Annotated in this window: 12 protein-coding genes; 1 reads left to right on the top strand and 11 read right to left on the bottom strand. The window is 46.6% G+C overall.

The window, feature by feature from the left end; translation table 11 throughout:
- Window positions 1-19: 19 nt before the first annotated feature.
- From putP to OCV59_RS08670, 4 genes are all read right to left on the bottom strand, one after another.
- Window positions 20-1534, bottom strand: coding sequence for a sodium/proline symporter PutP (putP, locus tag OCV59_RS08685; protein ID WP_147594100.1), 1515 nt, complete (start codon window positions 1532-1534; stop codon window positions 20-22).
- Window positions 1535-1705: 171 nt separating this feature from the next.
- Complete coding sequence (locus tag OCV59_RS08680) at window positions 1706-2929, bottom strand: saccharopine dehydrogenase family protein (protein WP_262584253.1); 1224 nt, start codon at window positions 2927-2929, stop codon at window positions 1706-1708.
- A gap of 13 nt (window positions 2930-2942) precedes the next feature.
- Window positions 2943-4607, bottom strand: a complete 1665-nt coding sequence (locus tag OCV59_RS08675; RefSeq protein ID WP_147594098.1) for an APC family permease — start codon at window positions 4605-4607, stop codon at window positions 2943-2945.
- A gap of 346 nt (window positions 4608-4953) precedes the next feature.
- Entirely contained in the window at window positions 4954-5916 is a 963-nt protein-coding gene (locus tag OCV59_RS08670; RefSeq protein WP_262584251.1) for a response regulator transcription factor, read from the bottom strand.
- Window positions 5917-6147: 231 nt separating this feature from the next.
- On the opposite strand from OCV59_RS08670, the gene OCV59_RS08665 reads away from it, so the two are divergent.
- Entirely contained in the window at window positions 6148-7146 is a 999-nt protein-coding gene (locus tag OCV59_RS08665) for a cation transporter (protein ID WP_262584249.1), read from the top strand.
- Window positions 7147-7249: 103 nt separating this feature from the next.
- On the opposite strand, the gene OCV59_RS08660 is transcribed toward OCV59_RS08665, so the two are convergent.
- The 7 genes from OCV59_RS08660 to OCV59_RS08630 form a co-directional block, all read right to left on the bottom strand.
- Complete coding sequence (locus tag OCV59_RS08660; protein WP_147594096.1) at window positions 7250-9556, bottom strand: cation:proton antiporter domain-containing protein; 2307 nt, start codon at window positions 9554-9556, stop codon at window positions 7250-7252.
- Between the two features lie 21 nt (window positions 9557-9577).
- Entirely contained in the window at window positions 9578-10540 is a 963-nt protein-coding gene (locus tag OCV59_RS08655) for a sensor histidine kinase (RefSeq protein WP_147594095.1), read from the bottom strand.
- Window positions 10537-11226 (bottom strand): winged helix-turn-helix domain-containing protein, encoded by a 690-nt coding sequence (locus OCV59_RS08650; RefSeq protein ID WP_147594094.1) that lies wholly within the window; start codon window positions 11224-11226, stop codon window positions 10537-10539. Before OCV59_RS08650 ends, OCV59_RS08655 begins: the two co-directional genes overlap by 4 nt.
- Window positions 11227-11295: 69 nt before the next feature.
- Window positions 11296-12987 (bottom strand): Na/Pi cotransporter family protein, encoded by a 1692-nt coding sequence (locus tag OCV59_RS08645; protein ID WP_147594093.1) that lies wholly within the window; start codon window positions 12985-12987, stop codon window positions 11296-11298.
- Window positions 12988-13240: 253 nt separating this feature from the next.
- Window positions 13241-14941 (bottom strand): Na/Pi cotransporter family protein, encoded by a 1701-nt coding sequence (locus OCV59_RS08640; RefSeq protein WP_262584247.1) that lies wholly within the window; start codon window positions 14939-14941, stop codon window positions 13241-13243.
- Between the two features lie 201 nt (window positions 14942-15142).
- Window positions 15143-15679, bottom strand: a complete 537-nt coding sequence (locus OCV59_RS08635; protein ID WP_147594091.1) for a hypothetical protein — start codon at window positions 15677-15679, stop codon at window positions 15143-15145.
- A gap of 109 nt (window positions 15680-15788) precedes the next feature.
- Window positions 15789-16160 carry a hypothetical protein gene (locus OCV59_RS08630; RefSeq protein WP_147594090.1) on the bottom strand — a complete coding sequence of 124 codons (372 nt, stop codon included), beginning with the start codon at window positions 16158-16160 and terminating at the stop codon, window positions 15789-15791.
- Between the last annotated feature and the right edge of the window lie 100 nt (window positions 16161-16260).

Genomic DNA, 16260 nt, shown 5'->3' with positions numbered 1-16260 from the left:
TTATCCTTGCGGATATGTACTAATCGTCTAAGCTCTTGTCTGTCGCCCTGTCATAGATTGCCGTGACAGCATCTGACGGCTTCTTGTCGATCAGTGAAGCGATCACTGCGACAATCAGTCCTGCGATGAAGCCCGGAAGCAGTTCGTATATTCCTGTCGAATCCGAAAGGAATACATACCAGAGCACATCGACAGCCGCACCGCCTATAACACCTGCAACTGCACCTCTGTATGTGAATCGTCTCCAGAACAGCGACAGCAGGACTACAGGTCCGAATGCCGAACCGAAGCCGCCCCATGCGTTTTCCACCATATCCATTATAGCCTGTGCACCGGATCCCTTGCTCGACGCGATGAAATATGCGATTACCGCAACGATGAGCACGATGATACGGCCTACCCAGAGGATCTCCTTATCCGAAGCATCCTTTCTGAATATAGGCTTGTATATATCCGAAGTGAACGAACTTGATGCTACGAGCAGCTGCGAGTCGGCAGTCGACATCGATGCTGCGATTATCGCCGACAGCAGGAAGCCTGCGATCAGTCCAGGGAACATCTTTCTGATGAATGCGATGAACACCATCTTCTGCGATCCCGTAGTGAGCAGCTCTTCTGCCAGCACCATTCTTCCGAAGTATGCGATGAGACATGTAGCAGTAAGAGACAGTATTACCCAGATTATCGCCACCGTAGCACTCTTCTTTATCATCGACGGCTTTTCTATCGACATGAATCTAACGAGGATGTGAGGCATACCGAAGTAGCCGAGCCCCCACGCCAGCCCCGACAGTATATCATTGATACTTGCATCGAACACGCCGGTTCCGAATGCACACTCTACCACCTTGCCGCTCACTGCGTCAGTATATGTGTACACAGTTCCGAGCGCGGAAGTGTCCATATCAAGCGTAACCACTGCAACGATCGGCACTGCCAGCAGCGCGAACAGCATCAGGAATCCCTGGAAAAAGTCAGTCCAGCAAACGGCCTTGAAGCCGCCAAGGAATGTATATACCAGTATTATCAGTGCGAATATAGTCATAGCAGCACGATCCGACAATCCCGGGAACACGGTAGTGAACACCGATGTACCGGCAACGAAGCTTGATGCAACGTATATCGTGAAGCATACGAAGAATATCACTGCACAGATTATCTGCAGCGCAGGACTCGACGATGCGAACCTGTTCGACAGATACTGCGGCAGCGTTATAGCGTCATTTGAAGCTCTCGAGAATTTCCTGAGTCTCTTTGCTACAAATATCCAGTTCGCTATGGTTCCGAGTCCAAGACCTATTCCGATCCACATCTGACCGAATCCAAAAGCCAGGATACTTCCCGGAAGTCCCATCAGAAGCCATGCCGACATATCCGAAGCCTGTGCGGAAAGCGCTGTCACCCACGGTCCCATGCTTCTTCCTCCCAGGAAATATTCCTTTTCCCCGGTTCCTTTGCCCTTTATAAAGAATACGATTCCGATAGCCAGAACTACCAGAAAGTAAACTATAAAGGCAACGATTTCATAATTCATTTTTTCCTCCAATTAGTCCTAAAATATTTTTTAGCATAAAAAACCCTTAAATACAAACGATTTAAGGGTCTTAAACCAGTCCTTCCAATAATATCACTTCGGGAATATTTTTGCAACCGGCGAAGATATGAAATTTTTACAGTGCGCTTACAGCACCCGAAGACCGGATTTTTACAGTGCTCTGACTTCTGTCTCCAGAGTTATATCGAGTGCAGCCGCATAGGCTATGTACTTGTCGCATTCCTCGTACGTAAGCATATCTGATGAAAGCAGCCCTGTCTGGTCGTAATCGTCGTTTACGAACATCTTCGTGAACAGCGATCCGCACTGTCCTGTCAGATACTGCTCTCCGGTGATGCCCGCTCTGGCAAACGATTCTTCGCAGCCCGGAGCATAGAGATATGTCTCCACCATTACCTTCTTTCCATCCTTTGTTCCTGTCGCTTCTACTACAAAAGCTCCTTCATCCTTCACAAGGCCTTCATCCAGTATCTCCTTGATCTCGTCATGATACTTAGGTGCAGGCGGAAGGTGTGACACGATCACATCAAACGGTATAAATGTATGTCCTTTATAAGTCTCTTCTTCTCTTTTCAGGAGTCCGGCTCTATAAAGCGGTGTCGAAAACTCTATGCCCACTCCTCCGTATTTGAAGTTTATATTCTTCGCTCCCTTGAAGTGCGTATCCTTGTTAAGTCCCATGTACACAGTCTCATCATGTGCATGCTCCACCAGAGTAACTTCTTTTTCACATCCCTTAAAGTGCCTTGTCACCGGCAGCGAATGCGGTTCTGTCTCTACCAGAACCCCGTCCTTAAGTGCAAATGTAGGATCTGTCATATCTGAAAGTGCAGTAAACGGTGACCACCAGAATGGCAGGAATCTCTTCGCTTCAACACCCTCGTATACCATCATCAGGATATCATCACATGTATCAAGATATCTCATGCTGCTCTTAGTCGCAACACACATCATTCCCGGCGCCGAGCCAGTACCTATTATCGCCAGCTTCCCGATATCTGCGAATTTCTTTCCATATTCATCATACATGATCTCAACACACTTAGGCCACCATTCATCCAGCACGTCTGTTGCCGCAAAATCCTGATAGTTCGCCTTCACTGCGAGAGCTGCATCCAGTACATTAGGGGCAAATCTGATAGGAAGCGCATTGACTATAAGGTCTACGCCTTCTGCTGCCTTTATGATGCTTTCGGTATCATTCGCATCCACATATCTTCCTTCAGCCTTTTTAAGGATCTTTACAAGCTCATCAACAGCTTTATGATCTGCATCTGCGCATATGATTTTTTCCACATTAGGTTCTTCGTCCATCCTCTGTGCAACCGTAGAGCCCTGTGCTCCCGTCCCCAATACTAAGATCTTCTTACCCATTTCATTTCTCCTTTCAGCCATTCTTCCTATACTCATCTTTCTCAATGACTCTGCTTACCAGCGCCAGCACTATTCCTGCCGCCGCCAGGATCAGTCCGCCCCATTTCAGGATGTTCAGGATATCAGGTATATACTCTCCGAACATATCATAGTCATCTGCGCTCCATTCGCCATATTCAACTTCGTACCATCTGAGCCACAGCTGCCCGATGAATGCAAATGCGCCTGTCACCATCATATATACACCTATCCTCAGCGTATCTCCGAACGCCAGCTTCGTCCTGCGGTTGATCGGATGCTTCTGCGGATCCATATTGTACATCCCGCCGTATATACGCTTCACGATCAGATATACCACCGGGCCTGTAGCTGTAGCCACAAGTCCTACGAACAGATAATCAGTTCCGTTCACGAGAAGCGCTATCACCGCTATCAGTATCGGCATCCCTGCGAAAAATGCCAGCCCTGCCTTTCCTCCAGGCATCACGTAAAGTCCTCTGGCTCTTCGCTCCTCTACAGGATATAATTTTCTCAGCTTTATAACTGCGACCGACAGTATTATGTAAAGCGCAAGTATGAACACTACTTCAATATTCACGAGTGTCGTGAAATCCGACTGCGCCAGTATCACTGTAACGACTGCAAGCGATAATATACCTACATAAGGAACGCCTCTATTCTTGCTTACCTTAACAAGGAACTGAGGGCACAGACGGTCATCAGCCAGCACGAAAAATCCTCTCGATCCCGAAGCCAGATACGTGTTGAATATCGCGCACTGTGAAATTATCGCTATCACCAGGAATATATATCCCCATACCGAGCCGAGATGTGTCGTCAGTATCGTGGCATAGCCCACATTGTCACTGCCGAATCCGCCCTCTGTCGACCAGTTCATCCACGAGCCTTCAGGCATGCATGCCAGACCTCCCAGCGTTGGCAGTATATATGTCAGCGCCACGAGAGGCATCGCTATCAGCAGTCCCTTAGGTATGACCTGAGGATTCTTCACTTCTCCTGCCATGTTAGAGATACATTCATAACCGCAGTACATCCATACACAGATGCAGATCCCGCCGCTCAGCCCGTCGAGTATGTTGTAGTCAGGTGGTATCACCGGCATCATCGGATTTGTTTCCCAGTTGATGAATCCGACTGCCGCAACGAGCATGAATGCCAGCAGTATCATTACGGAAAGCGTCGTGCTGACTTTTTCCACTTCTTTTATGCCAAGCAGGTTTATCACTGTAAATATCAGCACCATTCCTATCTTCAGCACCTGATCCGCCAGCGGCGACATCGGTATCAGCTGACTCACATACCCTGCAACGAGCGACACATATGTCCCGTTCGCTATATATGTAGACACCGTTCCCCACCAGCCCGCCTGGAATCCCCAGAACTCTCCGAAGGCTTCTCTGACCCAGACGTACACTCCGCCTTCCGACGGGAGCACCGCACCGCACTCAGCCACAAGATTGCTTATAGGGTAAGCCCATACGATCGGAAATGTTATCAGCAGTATCAGAGTCATCCCCGGACCTGCTTCCGGTATCATCTCCTCTATACCGAATGCACCTGCACCTACCAGACAGTAAAGCATGAATACTATGCCGGTAACTTTGACGTCATATTTTTTCAATCCGGCAACACCGTTCATCGTTAGTCTCTGTTCCATTTACTTTCTCCTGTTTAAAAATATGATATGATTCCTGTTTGCAGCATATACGCTTAAGTTCCACCTCCTCTTCAAAGCATTTCCGGCAGCTGCACCGCCTGTCGTCTGCCTTTCATGTCATGATTTTACTGTAATTTCTGAATTTTTTGCAATAGCACAATGGTGTTATTCATGTTTTTGGAACCAAAAGATCATTTTTATACAAAGAACTGCACCTGAACGGCACGTCCGGCCGCCTCATGCAAAAGTCCGCAGTTCCATATGCGTCATACTTTTGCGGACTGCTGCACTTTTATGGTACAAAAAATACCCGGCAAGCCGGGCATATGGATATCTGCATATCAGTTTATTTAAGATTCGAGACTTTCACGATTATTTCATGTCTGCTCTGAGTCTCCGTTTTTCGGAAGATATTGTTGACGTGGCGTTTCACGGTATTCTCGGATATTGAAAGCTCAGCTGCTATCTGAGGATTGCTGAGTCCTCTGTTCAGAAGGAGCAGCACTTCCCTTTCTCTTCCGGAGAGCTCATACCGGTCCGAGATGATCCCGACCGCTTCATCCGTAGCCACCTGCGCAGATCGTATCTTCAGCGGATCCTTCTTGTAAAAATAGTATATCGACGCCGCATTGAATATCGCATACATCAGGATCAGCGGGTCACCTCCGTATATTTCCATCAGATTCTCCTCTGATTTGTACCAGGTGCTGTAATCCCAGTATACGATCCACAGCATATATCCGACCAGAAGAAGCGCCATCACAAGCGTAAGCGTGCGATACCTGCTTTTCCGGTATTTTTTCATCAGCATATATATGCACCTTATGCTCACTGCTATTATAAAACACACGTACCCCGTGTTGAGAGCCTGAAGGATCACCTTCCCCGAGACATGCTCCATATGCAGCGCATAAGTGTCATATCGCCCCTCAAAGATCGAAAGTATCTGTGAAAGCACAAGGTATACAGCCGATATGATGCAGACCTGCTTTACATTTATCGTCTTTTCAGCATTTATAAGGACTATAAGCGCATATACCCACGCTGTTGTAAGTATGCAGAAAAACGTATCTGACAGCGTGATAAGCGCGAACACGACGCTGCCTGATGCGAACTCCGACATAAAATAATACGTTATGAAATCGAGTATCATAAATATAAATATCGAACATACGAAAAGAAAAACAGCTCTGTGCTTTCTGTCCTTTTCTCTTATGTTGAGGATCAGCATAAGCGTCATCGTGATGCCGCCCATTATTATGACTGCTACATATAAAAAAGTATACACACTGCTTATCAAAAAAGTCATAATTTTCACTCCTTAGTCATAATTTGATTTTACCCTACTTCCCTGTAAAAAGTCAATCCTAATAGCTCATCATGCTTGTTTTGAAAGCTCCGGATCATCTCGGTCGTATTTATCATAAAAAACAGCAAAATAGTACTTTGAATGTGTTGTATAATTATAAAAAGAGAAAAACTGCACTTTTGCAGTATGACTCCATTTTTAAACTGACAAATCAATGGAAGGAGTGAAATTGTGGATGACAGTATAGCATCACATAATATTAACAGAAATCAGCATCTAAAATCAGAAAAGAAAATTTTAAGACTATCTTTTGTCGGCAGCACCCTGTTTCTCCTGTCGGAGGTAGCGGCTGCTGTTCTCACACATTCTCAGGCAGTCCTGATGGATTGTATCTATGACCTGGTGGACCTGGCCATGCTGGGGCCGTTCATGATCCTGATCCCGAAGCTTTACAAACCTGTAACGGAAAAATGGCCGTACGGGTTTTCGCAGGTGGAATCGCTATTCATAGTCATAAAATGCGGACTCCTGCTGTTTCTTGACATACAGCTTCTGGCAGACAGCATCAAGCTCATCACAGGCGGCGGCCATCTTGTAAACGCCGGCGCAGTGGCAGCATTCGAGCTGTTCATATCGGTTTCATGTATCGCGATGTTCTTCGTGCTCAGACATATGAACAAACATTTTTCATCACCTACAGTGAATGCTGAGCTTTATATATGGAAGCTCGATGCGTACAGCACAGGCGGAGTCGGACTGGCGTTCCTGATACAGCTGGTGCTCCAGCAGACGTCTGTTTCATGGATATGCCCGTATATAGACCCTGTGATCGCTGCGGTAATGGCCGTTATACTTGCTAAAGAACCGATCGTCATGATATGGGATGCTGTCAGGAGCATCATACTGGCTGCACCTAAAAAGGAGAGCATCGAAAAGATACGTTCGATCTCAGGAGAGATCCTGGACAGGTTCGGCTTTCAGATAGATTTTCTGGATGTAGTGAAGACCGGCAGAAAGGTATGGATAGATATATATGTGACTCAGGAAAACGACCTTATCAGCATTTCAGAGCTGAAAGAGGCACATGATGCGATCGTCTCCAGACTCAAAGGTGAATACGAGGATATCGTCGTCGAACTGATACCTGAGCTGGATCCTTTGGATGCGGTCTCAAACCATACGCACCGCCATAAAGCAGATGTACTGCGGCACCAAAATCAGCTTGACTGATTTGACTGATACTTGCAAAAATAACAAATACCAACCTGCCTGTCATATAGGCCCGGTTGGTATTTTTAATTGATTTTTCTGTCGAAACGCCTCAGTTATGCGCTTATACACTGTCGAGAACATTGCCTTTTATCAGCAGATCCGCCATCTGTTTGCCGCCGAGCGTCCATATCAGATCACCCGGCTGTATGATCGTATCGATATCCACATTCAGTATAGTGAGGTTGCCACGCTCAATACCTATGATCGTACCTCTGTACTTGTCGCGCATATGGGAATTCTTTATTGATTTCCTGCTGAACTCCGAACCCTGGCTCACATTGATCGGACAGCATATCAGCTGCTTTTCAGGCGCTATTCCATAGAAAGTCTGCCCGTAAATATAATCCTTGAGAGTTATGTCGTCCCTGTCCGTGTATTCGATACACTCATCTTTTTCCAGCAGTATCGTGCAGGCGTCGATTTCCGCACTTGTGCCCATCATGTGAAGTATATCTCCCTCGAGTACTACTTCATCAGGAGTCGGCAGATTGATATACTTGTCACCTCTTATGATCTTTATTATAGTTACTCTGAAGGCTCTGCTCTTTGTAAAGTCGTAGATCGTCTTGTTTTCAACTGTATCGGTCACCTGAAATTCAGCAACCAGCAGTTCTTCGTTCAGCCAGCTGTACTTCTCGTCTCTGCCTCTTTCTCGCTTCTGCTTGGCAAGAGTGCGCTCCGAGAAATTTTCCATGAAACGGAGCTCCATGTTTATCGTCACGCCTTTTAAATAATCCGATCTGATAAGCAGTACTACTGCTGCTGCTGACAGAAGAAGCAGTATCACGAACGGTATGTGATATATCTTTCTGAGCACCAGAGTTACAAAGCATGCAGCTATCAGTATCCTGACCGTCTTGAGCGTGAGCAGCGGAAGCTTGTTGGATCTCTGCTTGAGCCACAGCTTTATGAACAGCGCATCGTTCGTTCCATGCATCATGCTTATAAACGGGATCATCACGCCGCATGTCACTACCGCAGTTATCAGATCGGCAAATATCTCCGAAGATACATACGTGTCTACAAGCGGCTTCAGCTCCTGTATGCCTAACCAGTATATTATATACATGACTACCGAACAGATGAGCGTCCTGGACAACACCTTCTTGATGTATTTCGACCAGTCTTCATCCTTATCCTTGTTACTCCGGTCTTCTGAAGTGTTTTTCTTGATGAATACCCACAGCTTATCCGGCAGCTTTTCATCGAGGAATTTATACACACTTGCTGAATTCTTGATGAACAGAGGTGTCGTGAACGTCGTGATCACGGATACACACACTACGACCGGATATAGGAAGTCACTGATCACTCCCAGACTCGATCCCAGTGTAGCGATGATAAAAGAGAATTCTCCTATCTGAACCATACTGAAGCCTCCTCTTATCGCCGTGTGCAGCGACTGACCGGAAAGAAGTATGCCGATCGTCGAGAATATCATCTGACCCAGTATCGTCGCAACAGTTATTATCAGGATAGGTCCTATATATTTCACGAGCAGCTCCGGCTGTATCATCATTCCCACAGACACGAAAAATACCGCGCCGAAAAGATCCTTGATAGGTTTCGTGAGCCTTTCTATATAGCCTGCACGCACCGTTCCTGCCAGGATCGACCCTGCCATGAATGCGCCCAGCGCCTCTGAAAACCCGATGAAATCCGCTATCACCACCATGCCAAGGCATATCGCCAGCGACACGATCACCATCAGCTCGTCGTTCATCAGCTTGGATACCTTGTTGAGAAAGCTCGGTATCAGGTATATGCCGAGTATCAGCCATATTACAAGATACATCAGCAGAAGTCCTATCTCTTTGAATGTCGCCACCCCGGATGCCGCCTGACTGACCGAGATAGTCGACAGTATTATCATCATGAATATACCCGCAATGTCTTCTATCACGAGCGTGCTGAGCACCAGCTGCGCGAAACGTCTTTCCTTCAGATCGTACTCCTCGTATGCTTTGAGTATTATCATCGTCGATGACATCGACAGCATCCCTCCGAGAAAGATGCAGTCCATCTTCGCCCATCCAAGCATATATCCGACACCTGCACCGATGAATATCATCGACAGCATGACCGTCATTGCCACTATCACCGCGCTGCCTCCGACTGTTGCCAGCTTTTTAAAGCTGAATTCCAGTCCAAGTCCGAACATAAGAAAGACTACACCTATGTTGGCCCAGACTTCTATATCTGCGACCTCCACAACTGTAGGCATGTATGAAAAATGCGGGCTTATCAGAAAGCCGGCAACGATATAGCCTAAAACTACAGGCAGCTTTATTTTCCTGAATATAAGAGTTACTATTCCTGCCACGATCAGGATCAGGGCCAGATCTGAAATCAGATTGTCAAGATGCAAAGAACTCCTCCCTTCTGTATGTTAAGAAATATCTGTCTCCTCTCTGTCAAATATCACAAAGAACTCAGTCCCCTTGCCGACCTGACTCTCTACCTTTAAAGCCGCTCCGAAAAGAACCGCTATATGCTTTACGATAGATAAGCCGAGACCTGTGCCTCCGGCTTTCTTGGACCTTGATTTATCTACTCTGTAAAAGCGTTCAAACAGCCTGTCATGATGCTCCGGCGCAATACCTATGCCCTCGTCTCTGACACTCACTACTGTTTTGTCATTTTCATTATAGACCTTCACCCAGACATGGCTGTGTTCATCCGAATACTTTATAGCGTTTTCGACGAGATTCACTATCATCTGTCTGAACCGGTCGACTGATCCGCTGATCTCCGCCGATCTATCCATATCGGTTATTATCTCTATATCCTTTTTCTCCGCTATGGGATCGAGCGTCTCCAGCGTATCGGCAACAGCCTCGCTCACATTGAACATGTCGTGTTCCGTGCTGCGCTTGTTTTCTATGTCTGACAGCACCAGAAGATCCTGTATCAGTCGCTTCAGACGTGCCGTCTCGATAGCTATTATATCTATGAATTTAGTCCTTATCTCCGGGTCTTCAGCTGCGCCGTCCTGCAGTGTCTCGATAAAACCGGAAATAGATGTCAGCGGAGTCTTCAGCTCATGACTCACATTTGCCACGAACTCCTTTCTTATCGCCTCTGCCGTTTTGCTTTCCTCCATGGCTTTCTCCATCTGCCTGAGTTTCAGTGAATACGGCTTCACTATCCAGAAGTATCCCTGGACAGCCACTGCCGCCATGACTGCTACGTATACTGCGGAAAGCACACTTATGCTGCCTCCGGCAATGCTCAGTATATCGGCATGAGCGCTGTTAGCGCCCGGTACTATATACAGCTTCCATGTAAAAAATATCGCCAGGAAATTTATCGACGCCGCCTCGAATATCAGCGCTAAAAATCTGTTTTTCATTTCACCTTATAACCTTTTCCCCGGATAGTCTCTATATACTGCTCATCGTTGTCGCCGTCCGAAAGCTTCTGGCGCAGGTGACGTATATGGACATCCACAGTCCTCGTCTCCCCTGCATAGTCTATTCCCCATACGCTGTTAAGCAGCTGATCCCTTGTAAACACGTGGCCTCTGTTTTCCACCAGATAGCGCAGCAGCTCGAATTCTTTCAGCGTAAGATCGATGCTGCGGTCTCTGATCTTCACTTCATGGCACTCCACGTTTATGCTAAGATCTCCGACCGATATCACTGTATCGCTCGAGCCGCCAAGATCTGCAGTAGCCTCATACCTTCTGAGCACTGCCTTAATTCTGGCCATCAGCTCACGTATACCGAACGGCTTTGATATGTAATCATCGGCGCCGTATTCAAGTCCCATAACCTTGTCGACCTCTTCAGTCTTGGCCGTGATCATTATTATAGGCGTATTATTGCCTTCGTCTCTCAGCTCTCTGCATATTTCATACCCTGTCTTTCCCGGAAGCATTATATCCAGAAGGATCAGGTCGGGCTTTTCCCTGTGTACCATAGTTATGCCCATTATCCCGTCCTCAGAAGCGATACCGTCATAACCGTTTGTCTTCAGATTGTAAAGTATCAGCTCACGTATATTCGGTTCATCTTCTATGATAAGAATTTTCTTCATAAATGAATATCTCCCAGGTCTTTGTTAGAAATATGCTACTTTTATGTTATTATAACATTTTTTCCTGCTTTACTCAACTTTAGACTTCACTGCATTGAAATTTGTATTTGTTATCACCGCGTCTGCAATATTCGTGCAGTAATCGCCGATCTTCTCTATATCATGTATCACGTCTGTGTATATCACGGTGAATTCAGGAGAACATTTCTTCTGCGTCAATCTTACCATGTGATGTGCCCTCAGCTCTTTCTCTCTTGCGTTCATGCTCTTTTCAAGTCGGGTCACTCCCTCTGCTATATCCCTGCTGTCCTTTTCAAGCGCAGTCACACTGTCATCGGCCATACGCTTTGCCAGATCGAAACAGCTGTATATTTCAGAATATGCCTCATCGGAGAATTCGTATGACTTCTTTATTTTCTCATCTGCAAATTCTGCAATGTTCCTGCAGTGATCTCCTATATGCTCTATATCCGCTGCAATGTGCATCAGGTGAGATATCTCCAGTCCCTGCTCCTCTGTATTGCTGTCATTTGACACCATAGCCGAAAGGTAATTCAGTATCTTTCCCTGAAGTTCATCGACAGTATCTTCAGTCTCCATGACTCTCTTCACTGCTTCACTGTCGTTTTCTATGAATGCCTTCTGTGAATCGACGATCATGCTGAACGTCATTTTGCCGAGTCTCACAAGCTCAAGTACAGCCAGATGGATCGCAGCGAACGGCTGTTCCAGCACATTATTATCAAGATATACAGGGTCCGACGGCAGTCTGTCCAGCTCTTTGCCCGGAACGATCTTGGTAACGACCTTTACAAGAACGCCTATAAGCGGCAGGAACCATATGGTATTGAACAGATTGAAGCAGAGATGCGCATTCGCGATCTGCCTTGATATCACATCGACCTCAGCACCTGACGGCGATATGAACTGTATGAACTTTGCATAGTAAGGTATGAACCAGATGAACAGCAGAGTTCCCGTAAGATTGAATATAACGTGTGCTGCCGCAGTCCTCTTTGCCGTCACCGACGCTCCTATCGATGCAAGCACCGCTGTGATCGTCGTTCCTATATTGTCTCCGAACAGTATCGGCAGCGCTCCCTGCAGGCCTATTATGCTCGTTACGCCATCAGGTCCTGCTGTAGACGCCAGATTCTGCAGGACAGCTATAGTCGCTGAGCTGCTCTGTACAACGACAGTCATGCATGTTCCCAGCAGCACGCCGAGTACAGGTATATCATGCACCTGCATCATCAGATCGACGAACACCTGTGAAGCCGCCAGCGGTTTCATCGTGTCACTCATTATATTTATTCCCACGAACAGGACCCCGAACCCGAATACAGTCTGTCCTATGTATGAAATCAATTCTTTCTTTTTGAAGAAGAAGTACATTATGAATCCTGTCGCCACGAACAGCCATGCATAGTCGCCTATATCGAATGCTATCAGCTGAGCTGTGATAGTCGTTCCGATATTCGCACCCAGTACAACACTTATCGCCTGCGGCAGCTTCATCAGTCCTGCGCTGACGAATCCGATCACCATTACGGTTGTCGCACTGCTGCTCTGCAGCACGGCGGTGACCAGCGCACCGGCTAACGCCCCCATAACAGGGTTTCTCGTAAGCATCGCCAGGATGTTCCTCATTTTGTCACCTGCAGACCGCTGCAGGCCATCACTCATAAAATTCATTCCGAAGATAAACAGCGCCAGCCCGCCGAGCAGCGTTATTATCATCTGTACAGTTTCATTGTTCATTGTTCTACACCTCACCTGTAAACAGTATTTATCTACTATTGTTTTCTCTGCATTAAATATTAGATTCATATCGGTGAGGCGGAAAGCTTCTGTAAGTTAACTCGTCGTTAATTTTATGTAAAGGCTCAGACATTCAATGTAAAGCATGCGTAAAACGGCAGCCTCGTCCGGCTGCCGTTTTATCATATATGTCTGCTATACGCTTTTTCTGTTTTTTTATCCCGTCTGCACACTGTAAGCGATCGGCACTTTGTCACGAATGTTTCTCGCCATCATCTTTTATAGCTCTGAAGTTTATGTCCTTGAGCACTGCATTGGCGATATTGTCGCAGTTATCGCCTATCTTCTTCAGATCATTGACGATGTCCGTATACACTACGGAAAACTCAGGAGAACACTGTTTCTTGTTCAGACGCCTCATATGCTTTTCCCTGAGGTGTTCCTCCATGTCCGCCATTTCCTCCTGCTGTTCCTTTACATGCCTTGCCAGAAGAGTATTGCCCGTATTCAGCGCCTCTATCGAATCGCTGACCATCTTGCTCCCATGATCAAAGCACTGATATATCTCTGCACATGCGGAATCCGAAAAGCTGTATCCCTTAGTTATCTTGTCCACTGCAAAATTTGCTATATCCTTGCAGTTGTCACCTATATGCTCTATATCAGACGCCACATGCATCAGTCCTGATATCGTTACGGACTGGTGTTCCGTAACAGTTTCAACAGGGAATATCGATGAAAGATATTTTACGATCTTGTCCCTGAGGTTGTTTATTATAAGGTCTGTCTCTATTACCTTGTGAGCGGTTTCAAGATCGTTGCCCAGAAATGCCTTCTTTGTCTCAACGATCATCGCAGCTGTCATCTCAGCCATTCTTGCCAGTTCCTTAGTTGCAAGGTAAATAGCTGCAAACGGCTGCTCCAGCACGTTGTAGTCCAGATATACTGTCTCCATCGGGCTCTTTTCCTGATCGTCTCCCGGAACGATCTTCGTAACGACCTTGACCAGCACATTTATAAGCGGCAGGAAGACTATAGTGGTCGCTATATTGAAGCACATATGCGCATTCGCTATCTGCCTCGATATCACGTTCAGCTCGTCTCCGCTCGGTGATATCATCATCACAAAATCCGCGATATACGGTGTGAACCATATAAATATCAGTGTCCCCACGACATTGAATATCGTATGCGAGATCGCTGTCCTCTTGGCGTTTACCGTGCCGCCTATCGATGCCAGCAGCGCAGTAGTGGTCGAACCGATATTGGTCCCGAACAGTATCGGTATCGCTCCCGCCAGACCTATGATACTCGTTACACCGTCAGGTCCCGCAGTCGCAGCCAGATTCTGAAGGACCGCGATGGAGGCAGAGCTGCTCTGTACTATGGTAGTCATCACTGCTCCGACTATGATACCCAGCACCGGTACGTCTGAAACTTTCAGCATCAGATCAGAAAATACAGGACTCTGTGCCAGAGGCTCCATGGCCGCCGCCATGATATTAAGACCTGAGAACAGTATTCCGAATGCGAATATAGCCTGTCCGAAATCCCTGACCTTTTCATATTTAGGCAGGAAAAAGTACATTATGAATCCGACGATGACGAATGCCCAGGAATAATCCCCGATCTGAAATGCAACGAGCTGCGCCGTTATACACGTACCGATATTTGCTCCCATTATTATGCTTATCGCCTGTTTCAGATTCATCAGCTTCGCCGATACAAAACCTATGACCATCACGGTCACAGCTCCGCTGCTCTGCAGCACGGCTGTCGCTGCGGCTCCTGCCAGCACTCCGATAAAGACATTCCTCGTAAGAAGTGACAGGATGCTTTTCATCTTGTCGCCGGCGGCTTTCTGCAGACCGTCACTCATGAAGTTCATCCCGTAGATGAACAGTGCCAGACCTCCAAGCAGCTGCAGTACTATTTTAAGTATTTCTGTATTCATTTTTCCCCCTATCAACAGCATTCCCGAAAAAAGGTAATATACTTTCGTTCGATCCTCTAAATCAAATTATATTGTTAAAGCTATATTAAAAAAAGGGGAGTAACGTTAAGCTTATGTTAAGGTTATGTTAAAAAAGATACAGGTTTTTCACCAGTCTGTTATTTTAAATCATACTTAATCAATAATGCACTGTCCGGCAGTCTATTTTTTTACCTTGATCCCTTCCAGTATCGCCAGCACATCCGCATCCTCCAGGCTTATTTTCTCATCACCGTTTTCCAGTGTGACTGCCACCTGGATCTGTTCATCACCGTCTTCTGTGAACAGTACTGCGATCGGATATCCTACGCTCGTTGCAGTATATCCCCTCCATGTATGAGCGTCTGTCCTGATATCCTCGATATCTTTTCCGTCCTTGTACAGTTCCTTAGACGGCATGCTTAGAGTTCTGTTCTTTCCGGAATATGTAATATGCATCATCGGTTTGCTGAACAAATCCAGCTCGCTGTCTGCCCCTTTGCCGATGCTTACTACATTGGGATCATACCCTTCATCATAATCACCGAAGGTATCCGCACCGTGAAAGGCTTTCCAGCCCTCAGGAACGAAAACTTCTATGTTTCCGCCGTCAAAGGTTTCTCCCCTGACAGATTTCGCAGAGTCGCCACATCCGGCGAACACAAATATCATTACAAATGCCGTGACCATAATGGTCAGCGCCCTGAATTCACCTCTCATATGTCCCTCCTTTTCCTTTTGAAAAAGCGGAGCCATATGATCCCATACAGCCCCGCCTTTTGCGCTTCTAAATTAAGATACTATAAATGCTGTCTCCGCTGCAGCTTCATCAGTCACCAATCAGCTGACCAGTCGGACTCATGCTGGTTGCGGTCATGTTGCCGTCCCCTTCTTCATCTTTAAACAGCACGTGAAGACGGGAATCATCATCCGGACCCGGGAAGTCGACTACCAGGTATCCATCTCCCCAGTCCTTGGTAGACTCTTCATCTTCAACATACTTTACGCCCAGGAACTGTTCCATTTCTTCCGGAGACATCTCATACCACTTGCTGTCGCTCAGCTCATCATACTGCTCCTTGGTAACAGTTGCATTCGGATCGATGCCGTCGTCCTTTTCCTTGTCGCCGCCGCCTCCGCAGGCTGCCAGTGCGAAGCACAGGACCATTGCCATAACTATCATCAGTAATTTCTTTTTCATTTCATCACCTCTTGTTCTCTTATTTCTTTAACGATTTATATACATCCAGCTGAAAGCTGTCTGTTCCAGCTGATATGTCACTGACTCTTCATCTTCCGGA

This window comes from Brotomerdimonas butyrica, from assembly GCF_025567305.1.
GTDB lineage: Bacteria > Bacillota > Clostridia > Peptostreptococcales > Anaerovoracaceae > Lentihominibacter > Lentihominibacter butyricus.
This window is presented reverse-complemented; position numbering and strand designations above follow the sequence as displayed.